At 43.5% G+C, this 21,974-nt stretch carries 28 protein-coding genes; 22 read left to right on the forward strand and 6 right to left on the reverse strand.

Going from position 1 to position 21,974, the window contains the following annotated elements:
• Positions 1-191: 191 nt before the first annotated feature.
• The 3 genes from ACN6MV_RS13330 to ACN6MV_RS13340 form a co-directional block, all read right to left on the reverse strand.
• A complete protein-coding gene (locus ACN6MV_RS13330) occupies positions 192-1,034 on the reverse strand; it encodes a sulfurtransferase (RefSeq protein WP_419886520.1) in 843 nt (280 codons plus the stop codon).
• 99 nt (positions 1,035-1,133) lie between these two features.
• Complete coding sequence (locus ACN6MV_RS13335; RefSeq protein WP_042127171.1) at positions 1,134-1,505, reverse strand: hypothetical protein; 372 nt, start codon at positions 1,503-1,505, stop codon at positions 1,134-1,136.
• 131 nt (positions 1,506-1,636) lie between these two features.
• Positions 1,637-2,008, reverse strand: coding sequence for a hypothetical protein (locus ACN6MV_RS13340; RefSeq protein ID WP_419886521.1), 372 nt, complete (start codon positions 2,006-2,008; stop codon positions 1,637-1,639).
• 198 nt (positions 2,009-2,206) lie between these two features.
• Between ACN6MV_RS13340 and ACN6MV_RS13345 the strand changes: the two genes are divergently transcribed.
• Genes ACN6MV_RS13345 through ACN6MV_RS13365 form a run of 5 tightly spaced genes read left to right on the forward strand, consistent with a single transcriptional unit; the run spans position 2,207 to position 5,716 of the window.
• Positions 2,207-3,163 carry an ABC transporter ATP-binding protein gene (locus tag ACN6MV_RS13345; RefSeq protein ID WP_419886522.1) on the forward strand — a complete coding sequence of 319 codons (957 nt, stop codon included), beginning with the start codon at positions 2,207-2,209 and terminating at the stop codon, positions 3,161-3,163.
• Positions 3,156-3,902: an ABC transporter permease gene (locus ACN6MV_RS13350; RefSeq protein WP_076118260.1), complete on the forward strand. Its 747-nt coding sequence runs from the start codon at positions 3,156-3,158 to the stop codon at positions 3,900-3,902. The genes ACN6MV_RS13345 and ACN6MV_RS13350 overlap by 8 nt, the downstream gene beginning before the upstream one ends.
• A 2-nt stretch (positions 3,903-3,904) precedes the next feature.
• Positions 3,905-4,279, forward strand: coding sequence for a GntR family transcriptional regulator (locus ACN6MV_RS13355; protein ID WP_339290809.1), 375 nt, complete (start codon positions 3,905-3,907; stop codon positions 4,277-4,279).
• A gap of 13 nt (positions 4,280-4,292) precedes the next feature.
• The gene (locus ACN6MV_RS13360) at positions 4,293-4,994 is read left to right on the forward strand and encodes an ABC transporter ATP-binding protein (RefSeq protein ID WP_170880260.1); all 702 of its coding nucleotides are present in this window, start codon (positions 4,293-4,295) and stop codon (positions 4,992-4,994) included.
• A complete protein-coding gene (locus ACN6MV_RS13365; protein ID WP_339290811.1) occupies positions 4,988-5,716 on the forward strand; it encodes a hypothetical protein in 729 nt (242 codons plus the stop codon). The genes ACN6MV_RS13360 and ACN6MV_RS13365 overlap by 7 nt, the downstream gene beginning before the upstream one ends.
• Before the next feature lie 114 nt (positions 5,717-5,830).
• On the opposite strand, the gene ACN6MV_RS13370 is transcribed toward ACN6MV_RS13365, so the two are convergent.
• Positions 5,831-6,214: a PilZ domain-containing protein gene (locus tag ACN6MV_RS13370; RefSeq protein WP_076118264.1), complete on the reverse strand. Its 384-nt coding sequence runs from the start codon at positions 6,212-6,214 to the stop codon at positions 5,831-5,833.
• Between the two features lie 123 nt (positions 6,215-6,337).
• Between ACN6MV_RS13370 and ACN6MV_RS13375 the strand changes: the two genes are divergently transcribed.
• The 10 genes from ACN6MV_RS13375 to coaD all read left to right on the forward strand — a co-directional run bounded on the left by ACN6MV_RS13375 (position 6,338) and on the right by coaD (position 13,309).
• Positions 6,338-6,946 carry a pentapeptide repeat-containing protein gene (locus ACN6MV_RS13375; protein WP_042127185.1) on the forward strand — a complete coding sequence of 203 codons (609 nt, stop codon included), beginning with the start codon at positions 6,338-6,340 and terminating at the stop codon, positions 6,944-6,946.
• Between the two features lie 577 nt (positions 6,947-7,523).
• Positions 7,524-8,333 (forward strand): glycoside hydrolase family 73 protein, encoded by an 810-nt coding sequence (locus tag ACN6MV_RS13380; RefSeq protein WP_419886523.1) that lies wholly within the window; start codon positions 7,524-7,526, stop codon positions 8,331-8,333.
• Positions 8,334-8,353: 20 nt separating this feature from the next.
• Positions 8,354-8,638: a holin gene (locus tag ACN6MV_RS13385; protein WP_042127188.1), complete on the forward strand. Its 285-nt coding sequence runs from the start codon at positions 8,354-8,356 to the stop codon at positions 8,636-8,638.
• 112 nt (positions 8,639-8,750) lie between these two features.
• The gene (locus ACN6MV_RS13390; protein WP_042127190.1) at positions 8,751-9,173 is read left to right on the forward strand and encodes a hypothetical protein; all 423 of its coding nucleotides are present in this window, start codon (positions 8,751-8,753) and stop codon (positions 9,171-9,173) included.
• A gap of 119 nt (positions 9,174-9,292) precedes the next feature.
• A complete protein-coding gene (locus tag ACN6MV_RS13395) occupies positions 9,293-9,397 on the forward strand; it encodes a sporulation protein YjcZ (protein WP_081389784.1) in 105 nt (34 codons plus the stop codon).
• A gap of 206 nt (positions 9,398-9,603) precedes the next feature.
• Positions 9,604-10,560, forward strand: coding sequence for an alpha/beta hydrolase (locus tag ACN6MV_RS13400; RefSeq protein WP_231574178.1), 957 nt, complete (start codon positions 9,604-9,606; stop codon positions 10,558-10,560).
• 159 nt (positions 10,561-10,719) lie between these two features.
• Positions 10,720-11,178 (forward strand): DUF6773 family protein, encoded by a 459-nt coding sequence (locus ACN6MV_RS13405; RefSeq protein ID WP_419886524.1) that lies wholly within the window; start codon positions 10,720-10,722, stop codon positions 11,176-11,178.
• 104 nt (positions 11,179-11,282) lie between these two features.
• Positions 11,283-11,621: a hypothetical protein gene (locus ACN6MV_RS13410; RefSeq protein WP_076118270.1), complete on the forward strand. Its 339-nt coding sequence runs from the start codon at positions 11,283-11,285 to the stop codon at positions 11,619-11,621.
• A gap of 577 nt (positions 11,622-12,198) precedes the next feature.
• Positions 12,199-12,807: a 16S rRNA (guanine(966)-N(2))-methyltransferase RsmD gene (rsmD, locus tag ACN6MV_RS13415; protein WP_042127196.1), complete on the forward strand. Its 609-nt coding sequence runs from the start codon at positions 12,199-12,201 to the stop codon at positions 12,805-12,807.
• Positions 12,791-13,309, forward strand: coding sequence for a pantetheine-phosphate adenylyltransferase (gene coaD, locus ACN6MV_RS13420; RefSeq protein WP_042127198.1), 519 nt, complete (start codon positions 12,791-12,793; stop codon positions 13,307-13,309). Before rsmD ends, coaD begins: the two co-directional genes overlap by 17 nt.
• Here the strand turns inward: coaD and ACN6MV_RS13425 are convergent.
• Positions 13,281-14,507: a nucleoside recognition domain-containing protein gene (locus ACN6MV_RS13425; protein WP_042127200.1), complete on the reverse strand. Its 1,227-nt coding sequence runs from the start codon at positions 14,505-14,507 to the stop codon at positions 13,281-13,283. The genes coaD and ACN6MV_RS13425 overlap by 29 nt on opposite strands.
• Positions 14,508-14,659: 152 nt before the next feature.
• Between ACN6MV_RS13425 and ACN6MV_RS13430 the strand changes: the two genes are divergently transcribed.
• Positions 14,660-15,697, forward strand: coding sequence for a SepM family pheromone-processing serine protease (locus ACN6MV_RS13430; RefSeq protein ID WP_042127202.1), 1,038 nt, complete (start codon positions 14,660-14,662; stop codon positions 15,695-15,697).
• Here ACN6MV_RS13430 and ACN6MV_RS13435 read toward each other — a convergent pair.
• Positions 15,687-16,925 (reverse strand): nucleotidyltransferase, encoded by a 1,239-nt coding sequence (locus ACN6MV_RS13435; protein ID WP_375102778.1) that lies wholly within the window; start codon positions 16,923-16,925, stop codon positions 15,687-15,689. The genes ACN6MV_RS13430 and ACN6MV_RS13435 overlap by 11 nt on opposite strands.
• Before the next feature lie 308 nt (positions 16,926-17,233).
• Between ACN6MV_RS13435 and ACN6MV_RS13440 the strand changes: the two genes are divergently transcribed.
• The 6 genes from ACN6MV_RS13440 to fabD all read left to right on the forward strand — a co-directional run bounded on the left by ACN6MV_RS13440 (position 17,234) and on the right by fabD (position 21,945).
• On the forward strand, positions 17,234-17,746 hold the full coding sequence (locus ACN6MV_RS13440; RefSeq protein WP_042127204.1) for a YceD family protein: 513 nt from the start codon (positions 17,234-17,236) through the stop codon (positions 17,744-17,746).
• A gap of 69 nt (positions 17,747-17,815) precedes the next feature.
• Positions 17,816-17,989: a 50S ribosomal protein L32 gene (gene rpmF / locus ACN6MV_RS13445; protein WP_019911234.1), complete on the forward strand. Its 174-nt coding sequence runs from the start codon at positions 17,816-17,818 to the stop codon at positions 17,987-17,989.
• A gap of 427 nt (positions 17,990-18,416) precedes the next feature.
• A complete protein-coding gene (gene fapR, locus ACN6MV_RS13450; RefSeq protein ID WP_042127208.1) occupies positions 18,417-19,013 on the forward strand; it encodes a transcription factor FapR in 597 nt (198 codons plus the stop codon).
• A complete protein-coding gene (gene plsX, locus ACN6MV_RS13455; protein ID WP_042127211.1) occupies positions 18,997-19,986 on the forward strand; it encodes a phosphate acyltransferase PlsX in 990 nt (329 codons plus the stop codon). Before fapR ends, plsX begins: the two co-directional genes overlap by 17 nt.
• A gap of 8 nt (positions 19,987-19,994) precedes the next feature.
• Positions 19,995-20,984 carry a beta-ketoacyl-ACP synthase III gene (locus ACN6MV_RS13460; protein WP_139328492.1) on the forward strand — a complete coding sequence of 330 codons (990 nt, stop codon included), beginning with the start codon at positions 19,995-19,997 and terminating at the stop codon, positions 20,982-20,984.
• 37 nt (positions 20,985-21,021) lie between these two features.
• Complete coding sequence (gene fabD / locus ACN6MV_RS13465; protein ID WP_042127215.1) at positions 21,022-21,945, forward strand: ACP S-malonyltransferase; 924 nt, start codon at positions 21,022-21,024, stop codon at positions 21,943-21,945.
• The last annotated feature ends 29 nt before the right edge of the window (positions 21,946-21,974 follow it).

A 21,974-nucleotide genomic window follows, 5' to 3' on the forward strand; every position in this document is an offset into this window, starting at 1 on the left:
TGCGAAAAACCGAATACAATGTGCCGCCGGTAGGTAAACGAACCAAATGTGTGCGAAAAACCGAACACAATGTGACACCAGTACCATAACCGAGCCAAATGTACGTGAAAAACCGAACACAATTCCAGTATGGTAAATCGGGCCTCTGCTTTCCAGGGAATCACAAGAATCTGCGCCGCAGATTCTTTATTCTATTCTTCCCCAGTAGCCACTGGGTTCTCCTCATACGAAATCCAGTCACTCCAACTACCCGCATACAATTTCACATTCCTAAACCCAGCTTTTCCGAGAGCGAGCACATTTGGGCAGGCACTAACACCTGAACCGCAGTACACGATAATCTCTTGCTCAGGATCAATTCCCTCATAATGCTTTTTCAGCACCTCAGTTGATTTCCAGCGTCCTTGCTCATCAAGAACATCTTTCCAGAACTTATTGATCGCCCCAGGAATATGACCTGCCTTCGGATCAATCGGTTCTTCAAGCCCTTGATAACGACGAGCTTCACGGGAGTCGATCAACATTGCACCACCGTCACCGTTGTTAACCACATTCAGCACATCTTCCATACTAACAAGCATGTCCTTCTGAACATCTGCTTCATACTGGCTGGGAATACGAACCGCTTGATGATCACTGACGGGGAAGGATGCTTTTTTCCAAGCAGAGTAGCCTTCATCCATTACAAACACACGTTCATGCCCCAAATATTTAAGCATCCACCACAGACGGGAAGCGTAGGCACCGCCTTGATCATCATAAGCTACAACAATACTTTCTCTGTTAATGCCAACCTTGCTAAGAACGGTGGTTAGCTTCGAGATTTCTGGTAGGGGGTGGCGTCCACCGTGTGCGCTTACTGGAGCGGAGAGGTGTTCTTCTAAATGCAAATAGATTGCGCCGGGAATATGATCTTCCGTATAGGCTTTACGCCCAGCTTCCGGATCCGTAAGTAAAAAACGGCAATCGACTATAACCAGTTCAGGTTCGTATAACCGAGCAAGCAGCCATCGGGTAGAAATAATTGGTTCCATAAAGTTACCTTCTTTCTATTAATATGTATGGAGTCATTATAGCGGAAAATAATTGAGGACGCACCTTAAGCTTATAGCTTAAACTGCATCCTCAAGTGATTAGATCAAACGATATCCTGAAGGCAAGCTACCAGTGCGTTGTATGGCACGAACCTGCGCCGGAGTCAGCCGCTGATTGCTTGAAATGAGCGATTCGACATCTCCTCTACGGAGAAAGTCATCCAGCTCGCGAATGCTGCGGTTACCACGCAGAATTACGAAATTATCACGGAAGCGAGAACGATCGAACAGCACAAGCGTAGCGTTCGGATTCGTGGAGAAAAAGCGTAAGCTTTCTATTCCAGTAAGGACTGCATCAATATCTGCAATGCCCAGGTTTCCGCGATAGGTTCTGCGGAGCCCACGAAAGTTCTCCTCACTATATACTCTTAATCTGGGATAGACTATAGACGCTGCTTTTATGGTTACCATATTTTATCTCTCCTTGTTGGATTGACTTAGCAGGTAAATCCACTAACTATTTGACCTCAGAAGATAACTTGGGAAAAAGGAGTAACCTGGGCTCTAGCTCCAGATTGCTCCTTTCTTGTTGAATGGAAATGTTAGATCAAGCGATATCCCGAAGGCAAGTTACCGCTGCTGCGGATATTGCGGATTTGTTCGAGTGTTAATCTTTGATTGCTTGAAATAATAGATTCCACATCATTGCCGGAAATGAAGTCGTCCAAATCACGGATACTGCGGTTTCCACGGAGAACGCGGAAGTTTCCTCTAAACCGAGTTCTAGTGAATAATACCAACGTTGCATTGCTGCTAGTAGAGAAGAGTCGAAGACTCTCGATACCATCTAAAATGTTGTCCGTATTACGAATGCCAAGGTTCCCGGTAAAAATAGTGCTGCTTCCTCTAAAGTTTTCTTCATCGTACACGGTCAAGCGTGGGAAAGTCTGAGATACATGAACTTCTTTTTTCATTTGTCATTCCTCCTTTGCTATCTAATCTATGTTCATTTCAATTTTTGGTTTGGCAGATAGTCTAATAGAAAGCCCTTCTTTTTGGAAATTCATAATTTTGGGCTTTACATCAACATTGCATTAGTGTACTATTCAACTATAACACCGACACAATAAAATGAAATCATCAATAATAAAAAGATGGCAGGGAGGATTATTATGAATCCAGGGAGTAACGAACAGATGCAAGATTCAATCGTGCTGCAAATGAACGGGGTAAGCAAGATCATAAAAGGGAAATCCATTGTGGATAAGCTGACATTTGATATCCGTAAGGGAGAAATAGTCGGGCTACTGGGTCCAAATGGTGCGGGTAAAACAACGACGATTCGGATGATGACGGGATTAATACGGATGAGTGAAGGTGATGTGATCGTTCAAGGTCACAGTGTAAAGAGTGATTTTAACAAAGCTATTGGACATATTGGAGCGATTATTGAAAATCCAGAGTTCTATCCGTATATGACAGGGCTTGATAATCTAAAGCAATACCAGAGAATGACAGATAATATTGAGGCTGGCAGAATTGATGAGGTTGTAGAATTGGTAGGACTACAGGAAGCAATGAATAAGAAAGTGAAGGCCTATTCGCTGGGTATGCGTCAACGTCTTGGGATTGCTCAGGCGTTACTGAACCGACCAAAGTTATTGATTCTAGATGAACCTACGAACGGTCTTGACCCAGCTGGCATACGAGAAATGCGTGATTATATGCGTAGGATTGCTGAGGTTGAAGGGATTTCGATTCTAATATCCAGCCACTTACTGACTGAAATTGAACAAATTTGTCACCGAGCCATCGTGATTCAGAACGGCAAGCTGGTGACCGTTACAGCGATTGGTGGGGAGCAGGAAGCTACAGCAGAAGTGAAGCTAACGATTCGCGTAGCCTCTGTTGAATCAGCAATAATTCTCTTGGGAAGGTTAGAATACGCAGATCTATTAACTATGGATAGTGCTCGTTCTGAGGTGACGATAAGTCTGCATGACAGTAGAGTACCGGAGCTAGTGTCTGCTTTTAGTGATAAAGGGGTAGGCATTTTCCGAATTACAGAGAATAAACAAAGCTTAGAGGAAGATTTCTTGAAATGGACTGGAGGGAACCGAATTGCGTAGTTTTAATCATTTGGTGGTTAATGAATGGCTCAAGCTCTCGAAGAAACGTACGTTTTTCGTACCCTTTTTAATATTAATCTTATTGTCCCTACTTTTAGGTTACATTGTACATTCCGTGTCACCCGACATGTTCGGATCAGCGTATGAGTTCTCATCCGCAATGTTGCTTTCTCAAGGGATTGGGCAAGTTATAACCATTCTCGCAATCATCGGAACAGCGGGTGTTGTCTCAAAAGAATATAGTCAGGGCACTATCAAATTTCTTCTAATCCGTGCGAGAAGCCGTACAGCAATACTTGCATCCAAATATGTTGTTGTGCTGATTTACGCGTTCTCAGTGGCACTTGTCGGTATGCTGGCGGTTTTTGCAGCAGGTGCTTTATGGTTTGGCTTTAGTGGTGGTGAGGCTGGTATTCGTGAGATGCTAACCAGTTTAATGTATAACTCTGTAAGTACAGTTGTATATTCAACCCTTGCTTTTATGATTGGAATATTGACGACTTCAACGGGCGTAACCATCGGGGTTACAATGTTTATGCTGATGATAGATAAATTGATCATTTTCCGTGAGTTCTATAAATATGTATTATTCCCGAACCTGAATTTAGCTGCTTATGAAGGTGGAGGAGCACCTATGCCTGGAATGACGCTGACCTTTTCCATTGTAATGCTAGTCTTATACTCAGTTGTCTTTCTACTTATAGGCTTTTCCGTCTTTAGACGAAGGGATGTTGCTTAAATATGACAATCGAATTCGATAACAACCTGCCGATTTATATCCAGATCATGAATTACATCAAAGGTGAAATCGTCACAGGCAAGCTGAAGCCAGGAGATAAAATTCTCTCGGTCCGTGAACTTGCCAGTGAGTTACAAATTAATCCGAATACGGTACAAAGAACCTTTCAGGAACTGGAGCGTGAAGAAATCGTGGAGACCCGGCGTGGAATGGGAAGATACGTCACTAGTAATGAAGGAACTATTTTGACCATCAAAAAAGAAATGGCAAAAGATGTGCTGGATCGTTTCATTCGTGGTATGCAGGATCTTGGTTTTCAAGGTGAAGATATTTTAGCGGCAGTAGCGGAGAGTATCCGAGACAAGGATGAAGAATAGGGGGATAAGCAAGTTGGAAAATATACTTGAGGTTCATGACGTTACTAAAAAATATAGATCAAAGCATGCTCTCCGTGGTGTATCCTTTAATCTGAGTGCGGGTAAGATCACAGGACTGCTAGGCAGTAACGGCAGCGGCAAAAGCACACTAATGAAAATCATCGCAGGACTTACACAGCCTACCTCTGGTCGTGTATCCATTATCGGGGGTTCTGTAGGCGTAGACAGTAAAGCAGTAGTGTCATTTATGCCGGATAAGCCGCTAACAGAATCCTGGATGAGTGTTACAGATGCTCTGAAGTTCCAAAGTGATTTCTATCCGGATTTTGATCAGACGAAGGCTTCACGAATGTTGGAGTTTATGAAGCTAAGAAGTAAAGATAAGGTAAAGGATCTATCCAAAGGAATGAATGAACGTTTACAGCTTACACTTGCCTTATCACGCCGAGCTAGCCTTTATTTACTGGATGAGCCAATCGGTGGAGTAGATCCAGTAGCTAGAACTAAAATTCTTAACGCGTTAGTAGAGTTTTATGAGGAGGACAGCACCATACTCTTATCAACTCATTTAGTATCCGATATTGAGCGGATCTTTGATGATGTGATTTTTATTAAAGAGGGAGAAATTGTGATGCATACGGCGGTAGAGGATATCCGGCTTCGCCATGGCAAAAGCATAGACGAAATGTTCAGAGAGGTGTACGCAGAATGCTAAAGCTAGTGAAGTATGATTTTAGACGGGATAGGGATAAGTTTCTTGCTGTTTTTGTTATCACCATTCTTGTGCAGCTTGTGATAGGATTTACTGTTCGTTCAGATCAAGAGATGTTCATGATGAACGTCACTTCCTATGCTGTAGCAGGTGTAGTGCTTCTCTTTTTTAGTCTGCGCACCTTCGGTCAGAACCTGAGATTATTCAATCGTAGGCTTGTGCCAGTACCAGTCCTGTACACCGTTCTCTCACCGATAATGCTGTTCTTAGGTTCGTTACTCTGTTTATTTCTAGTTGCTTATATTCATTTAGCAGTTGATATTATGATGTTTTCAACTTCGTTTTTGCCGGAAAAATTTTGGTTGATTTCCGCCTATACAGTGCTGATAGTCTTTTGGGCTTCCGCCTACTCTATGTTACTCGTGATGTTCTCCATGACCGTTGCAATGAGTGTGAGAGTGAAAGGAAGAGTATGGATTGGGATAGCTGTTTTTTTTGTAATACAGTATATAATTTCTTTATTAGAAACATCGATGTTCGATCATAAAAATATCACTTTGGAAAGAGCCTTTCGATTTGAAGTGACGGATGAGGCTGCTAAATTAAATAATATTGAGACCTCTCAGTATGTTCTTGGTTTACTTCCTACCCTGTTCGAAGCGATGATTATTGTGATTCTAGTATTTGCTATTGTTAAACTCGTTAAGAAAAGAGTGGAGTTATAGAAGTCTAACTCGTATAGATTTTTAGAACGAAGGCAGAGCGCTTCAGCTTTGTCTTCGTTTTTGTGCAAAAAAAAAGACGCCTTTCCATGAGAAGGGCATCTGTTATGTAAAATTCTACAGACCCTCTACATCATTTAGAGAGGCTGTCCATATTTCAAGTTCTTTTAGCAACCGTTCTTCTTCGTCTTCTCTCAATCTAAGCTTAACTCCGTATTGGTACTGGCCGAGTCCAAACATCCAGCCCCAACGAACGCTGCCCACGAGTTGAAGCTTTTCTTCGTTTAATTGAAGATGAATCACTAGCTTTGTATCGCCTGCTGTAAATCGAAGATTTAGAGGGGTACGCACTTTGCAGCCAGATCGGCTAAGATCAAGCAACACGGCTTCTGTTAACTTTCCGGCACCCGGACCAATACTACTTGTTGGAACTTCAATCCAGCATTCAAGCGGCTGGTTCATTACATAGCGGAATGGTTCTTTCCTGCTGGACACATCCATAATTTCCCTCCATATCGTTTATTTGCAATTATATCGAAAGAGATTGTTGAGAACAATCTACTAAAGTGCTATTTTTAATAAGAATAAATTTATTTAATCCTAATGAAGGTGATGAGACTCAACATGTACCAATACCTTAATGAAACATTCCAAAAACACAATTTTGACCAAGGAAGTCTGCAGGACGGGGAACTAAATAACTGTACATTTGAACAGTGTTCCTTCAAAGGAAGCTCTATGGAAGAAATGACGTCCATCGGTTGCCGATTTATAGATTGCGATTTTACTGGAGCCATGCTCAATGCATCACACCATAAAGGTTCAGCTTTTACTAACTGTAAGTTCACTGGTGCGAATCTGTTCGTATCGAAATTTGAAGATTGTAAAATGGTAGGATCTGATTTCTCAAATGCTTATATGGACGGGATCACACTTATCGGCGGGGACTGGTCTTACACGAACCTTAGACATACTAATCTTAGCAGACAGGATCTGCGCGGAATTCGATTTACTGAAGCTGATCTAATGGGCTGTAATTTGCAAAAAAGTGATCTTCGAGGGGCTGATTTGAGCCGTGTACAGTTATCTCAATGCAAGCTTAAAGGGGCTGACCTACGGGACGCTATTGTTGAGGGGATTGATTTAAAAAGTTTGGATCTACAAGGAGTTCGTATGGATATAGATCAGGCCGTACTGTTAGCACGCTCTTTTGGAGCTAAGGTAGGTAACTAGGAATAGGGGCATCAGCTGCTAATGTTGTAGCGGTTGATGCCCCTTTAGTTTGTTATCAAGAAATACATATGCACATTGTATGAAACTTCTTATGTATATTTACTTTCTTAACAGTTAACGCAGTCGTTTTCTGGGCTTAGCCCACCATTTAATCCAAAGAAAACCTTCGTCATCACGGAAAAACTTAATGCCCACCCAGCGCAAGGGTGTCCATAGTTCTCTAAAATAATATGAAGGCATAGTCTATTAGACCCTCCTATATAGTCAATTAATACTATATGTTACGCTAGTTTTAATGAAACTTCAAGATAATTTTACTTATAATTACATATTATGAATCTACGAGAAATAAATTTCTCCTGTGAGCAGGACTAATAGCCCTATGCGAGTTGCATGCTTCATTTATTTCTTTTCAGCTACTTATGTCATATTCGAATTATCAAATACGCACGCGCTCTTTGAGCGCGTGTTTTGACGTTTATTTTGAATGGAATCTAGCAATGACGCTCTATTAGTAGGGATATGCACAAGCATTTCATTATGCTCAGCATTTAATAAAAGGAGAGGAAGTGATGAAATGACGGAGACAGAGTTTATTGCGAAGATCGCAAATTTTGCTGAAAAGGACATGCAGATTAGTAAGGTTCCAGCATCGCTAACGATAGCTCAAGCTGCGCTAGAATCAGGCTGGGGCAGCAGCGGGTTGACTGTTAAGGCCAACAATTTGTTTGGAATCAAAGGCAGCGGACCAGCTGGTAGTATTACTGTGCAAACTACTGAATATGTTAATGGTAAGGCTGTTAAAGTAGAAGCTCCTTTTCGGGCCTATAACAACTGGGGAGAATCTGTCGCGGATCATTCCGCGTTGATTGTGAATGGTGTTTCGTGGAATCGTAACCTTTACAGCAAAGTGCTTGGTGCAAGTGGCAAGGTTGCCGCACAAGAGATTGCTGCCGCTGGCTATGCTACCGACCCAAACTATGCAGCAAAGCTAATCCAAATCATGAATACTTACAATCTGTATAAATATGATGAAGAAGCCAAGGAAGGTGATGACGAAATGTCGGCAGAGGATAAACAAAAGCTGGTTAGTCTGGAAACAGAAATAAAAGAATTGCGTGCGCTTATAGTGAGTCTTACGGATAGCAAGGATACGCTAAAAACAGGTGTGCAGGAGCAAGGTCAATCGATTACTAAGCTTTCGGATCGAGTGACTCTAATTGAAGGTCGAGCAGTGATGAATGTACCCCCATGGGCTGAAGCGGCAGTAAAGGCAGCGAGTGCTGCAGAGCTGCTAGATACACCGTCAGGTGGGAGTTATGACTTCTATCGCATAATAACAGTGTTGAACCGTGCAGGCTTACTTGTTCCTGGTAGTGGAAATTGAAATAAGGAGGGTTAAAAACCATGTATAATGATGCTCTCAACAGTGTGCTTGCCTTTGCTTCCGTGCTGGCTGTTTTCGTAATGGCACTTGTACAACTTGTGAAGAATAGCGTGAAACTTCCGCGCAATATTGTACCGGTTGTTGGATTAGCTATTGGCTTGCTGGTTGGAGCAGTTGCTTATCCGTTCACTGATATGAACCTTATTCTGCGACTATGGGCTGGGGGGCTAGCAGGGCTTTCGGCGACGGGGTTATTTGAGCTTGCTTTTAACAAAAGGGATGGTACGAAAACAGATGATAAATGATTTAGTCGTATTCATTTTTTTGAAAATCAATCCTTTCTCACTGGTAAAATGACTACGCATTCTATCAAGATGACTAATATATTATAGTATGAAAAAAAAAGGAGGTGTAAATATGGGAACTTATCTTGACGCTAGAACATCACAAAATGCCAGTCTCGCCAATTCGATAGCTATTCCGATTACGGTAATAAACACGCCACAGTTGTTTGGACAAATTGGTTTGTTAACCGCAGGAGTGACTACGAACCCACGTGTGCTGCTTAAAGGGACAATTTCCGTTACTCTTCCACTGGCATTGGTAGGTATCACAATTACGATTGTAAGAGGAACTTTACCAACGGATCCTAAAGTATATTCTGCTACTTCAACTTTTGGTCTTAGTATACTGGCCCCGCAAGTAATAACCTTCTCGGCAGCGGACTTCTTACCAGCAATCACACCTCAACTCACTTATACAGCATTTGTTTCTTCTAATCTTCTCGGCACAGTCCGTGTGGGTCCAGAAAGCTTTGACGGCATTTTAGTATCTGATTAGAAATTTTTACACTAACCTCGCGCAGTTGGCGGGGTTATATTTTTTGCCGTTCGCCCAATCTTCCAAGGGGGTTAACACATATCCTGTGGTGTATTCTACAATACGGAGGAGGTCTTCACATGGGAGCTGAATTTGGTCATGTCGGTGGTGCTTTTACTAGTACTGGCGCAATCTTAGTATTATTTATCTTGTTAGTAATTATTACGAGCGCATGCATATTCTAGAGATATAAAAAGTCTGCTTCTGGCATTCATGCTGGAAGCAGACTTTTTAATGGTGTTATACCGATTTATCTAGATGAATTAACAATTAAAAGTGGATTGAAGTACATAGGTTTACAAAACTAGGATTTTGAAGATTCAAATATACATGTTATCTTAGTTTGATAACATAAATGAATACTGTTAAATATTATTTAGGAGAGATAGTTTTGAAGAATAAAATGCTGATCGGGATTTCTTCCATTATTGTAGTGTTAATCATTATCGTAACGGTTGGAAGCTTTTATTTCTATCATGTCGCCATTGCACGTGCCTCAAAGGACTTTTTAGATGAGAGTCCAGATCTGCAATCAAGTCCGGAAGTGGAACAATCTAAAGATACTTCACAAGCAGATAAAGAGTGGTGGAACAACCAGCACTTCGACAGGTGGGAGATGGATTCTGATGACGGGATTCATCTTAAGGGGTACTACTTAGCAGCTCCTGTGCAATCTGATAAGACGGTAATCATTGCGCATGGTTATGCTGGAAATGCGACTCAGATGAGTGGATATGCCAGAATGTACTATGAAAGACTGGGATATAATATTTTACTGCCAGATGCTAGAGGACATGGAGACAGCGGTGGTAATTACATCGGGTTCGGCTGGCCTGAGCGCAAGGATTATTTAAAGTGGATTCAGCGAGTCTTGGAAGCGAATGGTGAGAAGACACAAGTGGTGCTTCATGGTGTTTCCATGGGGGGAGCTACGGTCATGATGACAAGTGGGGAAGAGCTGCCACCTAATGTGAAGGCAATTGTAGAGGATTGTGGTTATACATCTGTGAAGGACGAGCTTACGTTCCAGCTGAAGAGAATGTACCATTTACCGGCGTTCCCGATTGTGGACACGACCAGTATGCTGACAAAAATTCGCGCAGGCTATTCCTTTAATGAAGCCTCAGCATTAGAACAGGTGAAGAAATCCGTAACCCCGACACTGTTTATTCATGGTGATAGTGATACCTTCGTTCCTACGGAGATGGTACATACTTTGTATGAGAATAGTCCGGTGGAGAAGGAGCTATATATCGTTCCTAAAGCGGGTCACGGTGAAGCTTTCCGTATGGACCCGGTTAAATATGAGAGCGTAGTTACAGGGTTCGTTGGGAAATTTATAGAGTAAGTGTCTGTCAAAGGACTGCCGAAAGGCGGTCCTTTTGTGTTATATCTCCATTAGCAAACTTATTTGTGTATGTTTGGTTTTTATTCACATTTAAATGCAATATATAAATTGCATTATGTAATAAATATATTATAATTCGGAGTATAAGGAGGGATAATAATGAAAACCAGCAAAGTTAATGATGAACGAATTGTATCTCAAAGAAGGAAAATTCAAAGTGATGCTTATCAAATACTAATTTATTGTTTGCTTATTTCAATTCTGATTCAACAATTCATAATGAATGCTCCGTTTGCGCAATTTGCAGTCGAGTTTTTCTGTTTGATTGGTATTGGAATATATATAACTATACGGCACTTATCTGTTGGGGTTGATATTTGGGATTCCCGAAGTCACACCAATAAAAAGCTGCTTATAAACAGCATTATTTCAGGCGGGATTTGTGTTTCATTGCTTATAGTGTTGGCGGGAGAAAGAAATGTAAGGAGTATTATTTTAACCTTTGTTACTTTTACAATGGTTTATTTTCTTGTACACCTAGTGTTACGGAATATAAATAAGAAAAGACAAAGGCAAATTGATGATGAATTAAGCACGGATGAAGATATAGAATGCTGAGAAGATTTTTTAGATTTATCCACAACGGAAGCGTAACTATATAAGGAATGGTTTATGATTTCAACCTCATAATATCTATTATAGATAAGGAAGAGGTGAACAAATTGAAATTCAAAATAAAATCAATAATGATTCTGTCGACATTTTTACTTGCTGTCAGTGCGGGCCAAATTTGTTCAGCTGTACCAGGAGATCATGTTGAAGATTCAGAAAAAGACATACGAACTTACACATTATCCATCCTGTTTGAAGAAATCAATGGCTCTATATCAGAGCGTTTTGGTTCGGATTGGGTTTTTTCTCCTAAAAAAGTTTGCGAAATAAATGGCAGAAATCTTACTGTTGAGGGGAATCTTATTAAAGATAATCAAACGAAAATAATTAGAATTGATTTGGAGAAGGATATGTCAAGGTATAAGGTTACGCGAGTATCGGAAATTTAGTGAAATATATAATTGATCGCTCGGTAGTACAGCGAAATATCCATAGTTAGGGATTATGAAAAAGCCTCGGTAACCTTAAATGGCAACGGGGCTTTTTTGAGTTGTTACTTAGTCGAAGGAGGCGTTGTGCCAATAAGCATCTGCAATAGCGGGGATGTCATCCGATACAAAATTTTCCCAACGAGCCACTGTGAGTACTTCTTTCTTGTTATACGAAACTAGTGATTTTGTATTGTTTTATATACAATAATAACTTTTAAATGTATTTAAACATAAATTCGGGGCCCTATCTCTAGGGCCCCTTTCATGGGAGAGGAGAAACCGGACGAAGAGCTTATGGGGAAACGTAAGCCTGCTCCGCGGTTGTCTACGACATTTGTGGTGTCGATAATTACATGATGTCCCTGTAAGACCAGTCTTATACATAATGACGACTTATTTATCGGAATCGTCTCTGATTGTTCCATTTTTCATAACTAGACAAACTTTTTATTTCAGTGCGCAAATGTGTTACGATAGGCGTGGACTTATGCCCTTTTGGGTATAACAAACAGAGACATAGAGCGGGTGATTGACGGTGAGAGTGGTATCGGGAAGTGCAAAAGGAAGACCACTAAAAAGTGTGCCAGGAAGTGGAACAAGACCTACAACCGACAAGGTGAAGGAAGCTGTATTCAGTATGATCGGTCCATATTTCGAAGGTGGAGCGGTGCTGGATTTATTCGCAGGTACAGGTGGTCTGGGTATCGAAGCTTTAAGCAGAGGAATGGAAAGTGCCGTATTTGTAGATATGGAGCCTAAAAGTATTGACACCATTCGTGCCAATTTGAAAGCGACTAATCTTGAGGCAAAGGCGCAAGTGTACCGAAATGAAGCAGGAAGAGCGCTCAGTGCGTTGGAGAAGCGGGGACGTGTTTTTGATTTAGTCTTTTTAGACCCTCCTTACCGATTGAAGCACGGAGATGAGCTGATGCTGTCTATGGTAGAAAAAGGAATGCTGCAAGAGGACGCAATCATAGTACTGGAGCATGAATCAAATTATGCCTATCCTGAGGATATCCCAGGATTTTATAGGCTGCGCCAAGCCGTATACGGAGAAACGACAATTTCTATTTATCAGTATGAAGCTAATCCTTCAGTGGACGGCGAGACTGGTGAGGAGGTAGAGAATGAGTCTGCAAATTAGAAAAGAGCGTGTTGCCATCTATCCAGGCACCTTTGATCCCGTGACTATGGGACATATGGATATTATCCGGCGCGCATCCAAGCAGTTCGACCGTTTAATTGTAACGGTGCTTAATAATTTGAGTAAGAACCCGTTATTTACTGTAGAAGAGCGAACAGCGCTTTTAAGACAGGCGACAGCTGACATTCCTAATGTGGAAATCGACAGCTTTAGGGATCTGCTAGTTAATTATGTTCGTCAAAAAGATGCTCAAGTCATTGTTCGTGGTATTCGTACCGTAACTGACTTTGAATATGAACTGCAAAATGCATCCATCAACCATAGTCTGGATCCGGATGCGGAAACGATTTTTATGATGACTAATCCGAAATATTCCTACTTAAGTTCCAGTGTTGTAAAAGAAATTGCCCATTTCGGAGGTAATGTATCTGACTTTGTGACCCCTGAAGTGGAACAAGCTATGAAGCTTAAATTTAATCGGGTCGATGGCGAAAAGCACTAACAAGATATATCGCTGCGGATAATGCTAGCAGGATGAGGAGTAAAAGTGATTGCAGACTAAGCAGTTGTGGAAAAGAGCTCCATATGGCTGTTACATTAATGGTTCTGTTTGGTGTGGATTGTGAATCTGCAAGAGCAGGCAAAACAGCAGTTCCTACAGTCAATAGTGGTTTCCATAGTAGTAGTGTCAATAAAAAAGCATAAGCTCCATGCATCAAGCGAACCGCAGCATAGGGGAGAAATCGGACACCTGCCTCTTTAAGCAGTGTCAGTACTTGCAGCTGTGCGCAGAGTCCGCTCCAGCCAAGTGCAGCGGAAAGTAAGGCCAAGCCTAATACTCCTGTTGATCCGGCGCCGATGCTCGTGAGCCCTTTGCTTATGGCGTCGGCTCCTAAATGAACCTCCAGCAAGCCTGCTGGTAGAGCAGCTGGTAATGCAGGAAGTACAGTAGTAATGATATTGATGACTACGGCGAACATAATCATATAACCGCCCACAACCATCAAATTTTGCACCGCAGTAGCTACCGACTCCCCAAGAAGTTTGCCGAAGCTTCGGCCATCTCTTGATCTGGCTTCAGTGGCTGCAAGCTGGATACGACTATATAAAGAAGGTCGTTTAGTATTCGTACTTTCTTTTACAGAAGGTTGCGGATTGTCTATCCGGCCGTTTAACAGTGCATCTGTATAACTGGCTAGAAGTCCTGAAATCCAGTGGATCGCAAGTAGAAAGTAGCCTGCGGTAGGACTATGTAGGAAAGCTACACCAATCACAATGAGCAGGGTTACTGGACTGGCGAAATGTGTAAGGGAAGCAAGACGAGCGGCTTCCTTGTCCGAAATGCTGCCCTGCTTATGAAGCTGCATTACACCTCCGGCCCCGCCGGGGAATCCAGTTGTGATTCCAAGCGCCAAAGTCCAGCCGCTCGCGCCGGGAAGTCGGAAGACCTTTTTCATCAATGGTTCCAGGAGCACTCCGAAGCCATGCACGAAGCCCGAAGCAGTCAGCATCTCAGACAACATAAGGAAGGGTAGAAGTGCAGGAAATACGAGTGTCCACCAGAGCTTTAATCCTTGAAGAGAAGCCTCGAAAGAGCTTTCTGGTGAGATGATGATTGCAATGGCTAACAGGATTGCAATCGCCCCGGATAGAAAAGGTGTGGAGCGACTAGCTAGCCGGCGTATTTTAATATTGTTCATTTCTAGAATCACCTCTTCATAACTTAAGGCATAGCAGATGTGTTATCACTTTATGCAGAGTAGACAACCATCATGCCAAACCAATAGTCGAAGCGGTAATGAAGTTCAAACATTCATATCCTAAATGTGCCGTGGGAAAGAAGGGAAGAGCAGTGAAGCAGTTGAAGCATCGGCCGGGATTCCGCGCCACAGCTTACCTCTTTACGTTTGTAGTTATCGTGTATGTATTTGTATTTATGAACACCCCGTACATTGTCTATCAGCCGGGTAGTGCATCTGAGGTTGCCCCTATGATTAAAGTGGAGAATGCGGATCCGGCTGAAGAAGGAACCTTTATGATGACTACGGTATCTGCTAGTTACGCTAATGTGGCGTTACTGGTCGCCTCTGTTTTTAACTCCAATTCAGAGGTTGTTCGAAAAGAGACCCGGCTGGGAGATAAGTCTGAAGACGAATATGCTGCGGAGCAGGTTTTTTATATGAACAGCTCCCAATCTTACTCCGTTCAGGCGGCTTATCATGCTGCAGGAATTCCGTATGAGGATGTAGTAGATTATTTGTATGTTTTTTCGGTTCCGGTTGAAAGTAATAAGGGTCAATTCCATCCAGGTGACAGAATCATAAGTGTAGAAGGACAGAAGGTACCGGATCCGGAAGCACTTTCTGCTTTACTTTCAGCCAAGAAAATCGGTGATCAGGTCGCTGTTGTTTTACAGAGGAATGGTAAAGAAGTAAAGGAGCAAGTGACACTGGTCGAGATCAAAGATAAAGAAGGTACTGCAGTTCGACCTGGTTTTGGAGTCACAATAGCCGCAGTTCAGAAAGTGAAACCTAAAGAACAAGGAAAAGCGGTCAGCTTTGTAGATACGAATGTTGGCGGACCTTCAGCAGGACTGATGTTCACTATGGAGATTTACAACCGTCTTACACCTGGTGATCTAACCAAAGGTCATAGGGTTGCAGGAACGGGCACGATTAACGCTGAGGGTGTGGTAGGTGCTATCGGTGGAGTGAAACATAAGATCGTGGCTGCGGATCGAGAAGGGGCGGAGATTTTTTTCGTACCTGTTAAGAATTACGACGAAGCCAAAGCAAAAGCTGATAAAATCGGCACATCTATGAAGCTGGTACCCGTATCGACACTGGATGAAGCGCTGAAATATATGGAGGAACTACCGGTCAAACCATGACCGGAGGTTCCAAATAATCGCGATACATATCGATTCTGTGAGGTTCTCGAAAAGCTCCAGCGAAAGCGGACGCAGCTTGAAGGTCTCGCTCAAGTTGTGGATGGGAGTAAAGTGAGGGCCGCATCACGATGGGTAAAGTTGCTTTTTGTTTCATCTCTTTAAGCAGTGCTCGTCCACTTTCTCTAAATCCGAGGATTCGAATATATCCAGGCCCCTCTGCTAATACAGAAGGGGTCATTTCTTCCTTGGTGTGATTTAGTAAAATGTGCAGCAGCAGACGTTGCAGTCGTGTATGTGTGTAACGCTTACTCTTAAGGGCCTGAAGCAAACCCGAAATAGTGAATTGCTCCAGCTCGGGCATAAGACGAAGGATTCTATTCTCCAAGCCTTCATTCATGTCTTGGATTGTTCTTAGCTCTGTAGCGGTACGTGTAGAGAGCAGATGGCGGAGGGGGGCTCGGAAATGCTCTAATTCCAAAGGACCTCTACCGGCTGCATGCTCTCTTTCCAATATGGACACGCTATATTCCGGCATGTAAGCTGCTGGTGATCCACCTTCTTGTAATAGCTTTCGAATAGCAGTGGCGCTTGCGATCGATGAGTCGACCTGCAAAGGGTCATGGAATCCGGCTGCCGTTCGCGGAACGGTTAGCGGCTCGATCTTGCTATTCAGCCGCTGCAAAGCAATGAGATAATGCAAGCCAAGGCTGTTATTCGGCTGGCGCAGCAGCTTGCCAGCATCGAAGGGACTCTCTTCTTCATGGAGAGTCCCTTCAAAGGCCACCGCCGCCGCTGCGCTGTACGCGGCGGGGAAGCTCGCTCCGAGCGCCATGCGGCGGCGGATCTCGCTCTGAAGTTCGCTGCTTTCCTCTGCCAGATACTTGGCCAGAGGAAGCAGCGAACCCAAAGTGCCGGCTTCGGAGCCGAAGCACAAGCTGTCCACGACCCCGGTCGCTTCCAGCAGTGCAACTGCTCCGAAGGCGAACCATTCTGCCGGCTGTACAGCATAAGCCACCGGCAGCTCAATGACGAGGTCGGCGCCCATTCGTAGCGCCATCTCTGTCCGGGCTTGCTTGCTCACCGCCGCCGGCTCGCCGCGCTGAGTAAAGGGTCCGCTCATGACGACGATGGCGCGCTCAGCGCCTGATAGTCTTTTGGCTTCGGTGAAGTGGTGTACATGACCGTTATGTAATGGATTGTATTCTGCTACTATTCCAACCGTTGTCACTGCTGCTTCCCTCCATAAGTAACCATTATTTAAAATATAAGAAGGTATAAATTATGCACCTATCCTTTATCTCTTATATTTCACGATTAAACGCTTTTCGTCCTTATAGAACGCCAAAGGTGTTTATGCATGTAGAGATTACTAGGATAAATATCCTGAAACTCTATTCGCACAAGCTGTCATTTTGATTTACACTAATAGTTATATCATAATTCTCCCCAATTTCTGAAACAATATAAAGGGAAAATGGTTGACAAAGGTATATAATACTAGGTATAATAAATTTTGTTTGTTTGGGAGTGATAAGTATGCAGATTCACTTTCGCAAATTAGCGAATGCCGACGAACCGTTACATATTCACGATGTTGTGGATGTCAGCGAGGTAGTCAAAGGGCGCAAGGATATTCTAGCTGTTGCTCCGCTCTCAGTGGACCTTAAAGCGCTGCCCGCGGGAACCGATTGTGTGAACGTGGTGGGGAAACTGAGTGGAGATGTGGACATGTTATGTTCACGTTGTCTCACGGAGGTCAAAAGTGATTTGAACATTCCTTTTGCTGAGACTTTCAAGTGGCTTAAGCAGCCAGTTCTTCCAGATGATGACGAAGATGAGGAACTTATTTACGTCAAGGATGAGGTTGTGGATCTTATCCCATATGTGGAAGAAAATTTCGTACTGCACTTACCGGATTCGGTATTGTGCAAGGCAGACTGTCTTGGTCTTTGTCAGAAATGCGGACAGAACTTGAACGAAGGCACCTGCAGTTGCGACAACACAGTGATCGATCCTCGACTCGCTGCGTTGAAAGACTTTTTCAAATGAAACATTACAACAAAACACATCCTGCTCTGAGGAGCAGGCTGACAGAAATATCACGAGGAGGTGGAACACATGGCAGTACCACAACGTAGAACGTCTAAGACACGCCGTGACAAACGTCGCACCCACTTTAAGTTGGTTGTGCCGGGCATGGTGAAATGCGAACAATGCGGAGAGTTGAAATTGGCTCACCACGTATGTAAAGTTTGCGGAACTTACAAAGCAAGAGAAATCATCAAACAATAGTTTTAGAATAAATAGTACTTCACTCTTGGTGAAGTACTATTTTTTTTTGAAATATAAGACTATATAAGTTTCACTCCTCTATAAATTCCTTGTATTTTTCGCACAAACGCTTATCGTCTATTAGGGACGCTGAAGCGTTTATACTTGTCCAAACATAAGCCGCCCAGAAGTCAATGCTTTATTTTTGGTGCGGCATGCTTTATACTACATATTAGTACCTGGTTCTAAATAATGAATATGGTTACTTGACCTAATATAACAGCGGCCATCAAGCGGCCGAATGCTTTCTTTAAAATATAAGAAAGTATAAGTTATACACCTATACTTTTTTGTCTTATATTTCTCGCTTAAACGTTTATCGTCCTTTTAAGGATACCGAAGGCGTTTATGCTTGGCACGTGCCAGGAGGTGAGCCGCAATCGAGCGGATGTCCAAGAAAGAACGTCAGCAACAGCTGCTACATATAATCGCAGGCAATCCTTTTGTAACAGATCGGGAGCTGACTCGTCAGCTGAAAGTTAGCATTCAGACGATTCGGTTAGACCGGATGGAGCTGGGAATACCGGAACTGCGTGAACGAATGAAACAAATGGCAGAGCACTCCTATGATCAGGTGCGCTCTTTGCCTGCGGATGAAGTCATCGGAGACATTGTGGATCTACAGCTGGACAAGAGTGGGATTTCGATATTTGAGATTCGCGAAGATCATGTTTTCTCTAGAAATGGGATCGCTCGAGGTCACTATGTGTTTGCTCAAGCGAACTCACTTGCGGTTGCCGTAATCAACGATGAAATCGCTCTGACCGCTTCAGCCGATATCCGTTTTGTACGCACAGTTCAGCTAGGTGAGAAGTGTATTGCCAAAGCACAGGTGCGGTCACTCGCTGGTAGGGGTGGCAAAGCGGAGGTGGATGTATTCACTTATGTCGGAGAAGAATTAGTGTTTCAGGGCCATTTTATAGTGTATCGGTCCGCAAATGATGAACACAGTGAAGGGGGTAACCATAGTGCTGATCGCCATTGATGCCATGGGCGGGGACAACGCTCCTGAATGTAATGTCGAGGGGGCGTTGTCCGCGGCCGCGGAATGGAAAGATACGCAGATTGTGCTCGTTGGTGACGAAGCCAGATTAGAGCCACTGCTGAGGGACAAACCGTCCAATCTGACAATACGTCATGCAGGAGATGTCATTGGTTCTGATGAAGAGCCAGTTAAGGCGGTTCGTCGTAAAAAAGATTCATCCATGGTTGTAGCTGGAAGAATGGTCCGCGAAGGTGAAGCAGATGCTATGATTTCGTCAGGCAACACGGGTGCGTTAATGACTACAGGACTCCTCGTAGTTGGCCGGATGCAGGGGATTGAACGTCCTGCTCTGGCGCCTATGATTCCGACGCTGGACGATGTTGGCGTATTGGCGCTTGATCTTGGTGCCAACATGGATGCGAAGCCTGAACATCTGGTGCAATATGCACTGATGGGAACCATTTATCGAAACAAAGTGCATGGTATTGCTAAGCCGAGAGTCGGACTTCTGAATGTAGGAACAGAGCCTGGAAAGGGCAATGAACTGACAAAAGTAGCCTATCCACTGCTTGAGAACTTGCCAGGCATTCATTTTATCGGTAATGTTGAGGCACGTGACGTGCTTACAGGGAACTGTGATGTGCTTGTCTGCGATGGATTTGCCGGTAACATTTTACTGAAGTCACTAGAGGGTACGGCGGGTGCATTGTTCTCTTTGCTGAAGGAGCAATTTAGTCGTTCTCTGAAAACTAAGCTTGGCGCGGCTATGCTGATGCCAGAGCTTAGAGCTCTAAAAGGTAAAATGGACTACAAAGAGCACGGTGGTGCACCTCTGCTCGGTCTTAGCGGATTGGTAGTGAAAGGGCACGGATCTTCAGATGGAAATGCGGTTAAAAATGCGGTAAGACAAGCGCGGATTGCTCTGCAAGCTGAGCTTGTGCCAAGTATATCCAAGGAAATTAGCGGGAAGTGAGTGACGAGATGAGACAGTTGCGACCGGTTGGGATTATAGGAACTGGGAAATATGTACCTGAGAAAATATTGACAAATAGTGATCTGGAAAAAATAGTGGAGACTAACGATGAATGGATCGTCAGTCGGACAGGCATCCGTGAAAGACATATTGCTGCGCCTCATGAGGCAACTTCTGATCTAGCGTATGAAGCAGCCCTAAAGGCACTTGATTCCGCGGGAATGAAAGCCGAAGATTTGGATCTTATCATTATTGCAACAGTAACACCTGACAGTGCCTTTCCTTCTACAGCCTGCATTTTGCAGGATAAACTGGGTGCTAAAGGTGCTGCGGCGTTTGACTTGTCGGCTGCCTGCTCTGGTTTTGTATACAGCTTAGCGACAGCGGTTGGATTTATTCAGAACGGAATGTACAATAATGCACTTATTATAGGTGCGGATACTTTGTCCCGCATCACAGATTATACGGATCGTAATACTTGTGTCTTGTTCGGTGATGGAGCAGGTGCAGTTATCATTGGTGAGGTTCCAGAAGGTCGTGGTTTCCAATCCTTTGATCTAGGTGCTGAAGGCTCTGGAGGGAACTTGCTTAAGTTAGAAGCCGGCGGTTCACGCTTGCCTGCATCTCAGCAAACCGTTGAAGATAAGAAACATTTCATTTATATGAATGGCCGTGAAGTCTTTAAGTTTGCAGTTCGTGTGATGGGCTCAGCTACAGAACGTGTGCTTACTAAAGCTGGTCTGGGTAAAGAAGATATTGATTTGTTCGTACCGCATCAAGCGAATATTCGTATCATTCAATCCGCTATGCAGCGTCTTGATTTGCCACCAGAGAAATGTGTGATCAATGTTGATAAGTATGCCAATACTTCGGCTGCCTCTATTCCGTTAGCTCTTGTTGAAGCTGCGGAAGAAGGACGTATGAAAGAAGGCGACACCGTCCTGATGGTTGGTTTCGGCGGTGGCTTAACTTGGGGCGCATCTGTATTGATTTGGTAATAAGCTAAGACCGTTATACGGGAAGGAGTTCATACTTATGGGTAAAATTGCATTTGTCTTTCCCGGTCAGGGAGCGCAAGCAGTTGGAATGGGTAAGGATGTTTATGATGCTCTTCCAAACAGCCGAGCAGTGTTCGAGAAAGGGGATGAAGTTCTCGGATTTCCGCTGAGCAAGCTGATTTTTGAAGGACCGGATAGTGAGCTGAAACAGACTGTGAACACGCAGCCAGCGCTTCTTACAGCTAGCGTTGCTTATCTTGAAGCTCTACGTGAACAAGATTTGAAGCCTGATTATGTTGCCGGTCATAGCCTTGGTGAATACAGTGCGCTAGTAGCAGCGGGTGTATTGTCATATGAAGATGCTGTAACACTTGTACGCTTAAGAGGCCGTTTCATGGAAGAAGCTGTTCCAGGGGGCCAAGGTGCAATGGCGGCAGTGCTTGGTGCGGAACGTGAAGCACTGGCTGTATTATGCCAAAATGTATCTGATGAAAGTGGTGTTGTAGAGCTGGCTAACGTCAACTGTCCGGGTCAGATCGTTGTTTCCGGATCTCAGGAAGGCGTTAATGGTGTTGTGCAGCGTGTTAAAGAAGCAGGTGGTAAGCGTGCGATTCCGCTAGAAGTAAGTGGACCTTTTCACTCTTCTATGATGAGAGCTGCTGCGGATCGTTTGGCAGAAGAGTTGAAGAAAGTAACCTTCAATACTCCAAATGTGCCTGTCATCGTTAATGTCACTGCGTCACCGGTAACAGATCCCGAAGAAATTCGCGAACTGCTTGTTCGTCAGGTGTATTCTCCTGTGCTTTGGCAGGACAGTATTGAATGGTTGATTGCAGATGGTGTAGATACTTTTGTTGAGATTGGTTCTGGCAGTGTTCTGGCTGGTCTAATCCGCAAAATAGACAAAACAGTCAAAGTAATCAACATTAATACACTTGAAAGTGTCCAAACTGTTTTGTAAGAAATGGTTTAACATTTAGCCAACAGCAT

It is taken from the genome of Paenibacillus sp. B-A-8 (genome assembly GCF_048572915.1).
GTDB lineage: Bacteria > Bacillota > Bacilli > Paenibacillales > Paenibacillaceae > Paenibacillus_AQ.

Bases quoted from the DNA above. Each gene is read 5' to 3' on its own strand.
- ACN6MV_RS13330 (WP_419886520.1), bottom strand. From the start codon at position 1,034: ATGGAACCAATTATTTCTACCCGATGGCTGCTTGCTCGGTTATACGAA.
- ACN6MV_RS13335 (WP_042127171.1), bottom strand. From the start codon at position 1,505: ATGGTAACCATAAAAGCAGCGTCTATAGTCTATCCCAGATTAAGAGTA.
- ACN6MV_RS13340 (WP_419886521.1), bottom strand. From the start codon at position 2,008: ATGAAAAAAGAAGTTCATGTATCTCAGACTTTCCCACGCTTGACCGTG.
- ACN6MV_RS13345 (WP_419886522.1), top strand. From the start codon at position 2,207: ATGAATCCAGGGAGTAACGAACAGATGCAAGATTCAATCGTGCTGCAA.
- ACN6MV_RS13355 (WP_339290809.1), top strand. From the start codon at position 3,905: ATGACAATCGAATTCGATAACAACCTGCCGATTTATATCCAGATCATG.
- ACN6MV_RS13365 (WP_339290811.1), top strand. From the start codon at position 4,988: ATGCTAAAGCTAGTGAAGTATGATTTTAGACGGGATAGGGATAAGTTT.
- ACN6MV_RS13370 (WP_076118264.1), bottom strand. From the start codon at position 6,214: ATGGATGTGTCCAGCAGGAAAGAACCATTCCGCTATGTAATGAACCAG.
- ACN6MV_RS13375 (WP_042127185.1), top strand. From the start codon at position 6,338: ATGTACCAATACCTTAATGAAACATTCCAAAAACACAATTTTGACCAA.
- ACN6MV_RS13380 (WP_419886523.1), top strand. From the start codon at position 7,524: ATGACGGAGACAGAGTTTATTGCGAAGATCGCAAATTTTGCTGAAAAG.
- ACN6MV_RS13385 (WP_042127188.1), top strand. From the start codon at position 8,354: ATGTATAATGATGCTCTCAACAGTGTGCTTGCCTTTGCTTCCGTGCTG.
- ACN6MV_RS13390 (WP_042127190.1), top strand. From the start codon at position 8,751: ATGGGAACTTATCTTGACGCTAGAACATCACAAAATGCCAGTCTCGCC.
- ACN6MV_RS13395 (WP_081389784.1), top strand. From the start codon at position 9,293: ATGGGAGCTGAATTTGGTCATGTCGGTGGTGCTTTTACTAGTACTGGC.
- ACN6MV_RS13405 (WP_419886524.1), top strand. From the start codon at position 10,720: ATGAAAACCAGCAAAGTTAATGATGAACGAATTGTATCTCAAAGAAGG.
- coaD (WP_042127198.1), top strand. From the start codon at position 12,791: ATGAGTCTGCAAATTAGAAAAGAGCGTGTTGCCATCTATCCAGGCACC.
- ACN6MV_RS13425 (WP_042127200.1), bottom strand. From the start codon at position 14,507: ATGAACAATATTAAAATACGCCGGCTAGCTAGTCGCTCCACACCTTTT.
- ACN6MV_RS13440 (WP_042127204.1), top strand. From the start codon at position 17,234: ATGCAGATTCACTTTCGCAAATTAGCGAATGCCGACGAACCGTTACAT.
- rpmF (WP_019911234.1), top strand. From the start codon at position 17,816: ATGGCAGTACCACAACGTAGAACGTCTAAGACACGCCGTGACAAACGT.
- fapR (WP_042127208.1), top strand. From the start codon at position 18,417: ATGTCCAAGAAAGAACGTCAGCAACAGCTGCTACATATAATCGCAGGC.
- ACN6MV_RS13460 (WP_139328492.1), top strand. From the start codon at position 19,995: ATGAGACAGTTGCGACCGGTTGGGATTATAGGAACTGGGAAATATGTA.
- fabD (WP_042127215.1), top strand. From the start codon at position 21,022: ATGGGTAAAATTGCATTTGTCTTTCCCGGTCAGGGAGCGCAAGCAGTT.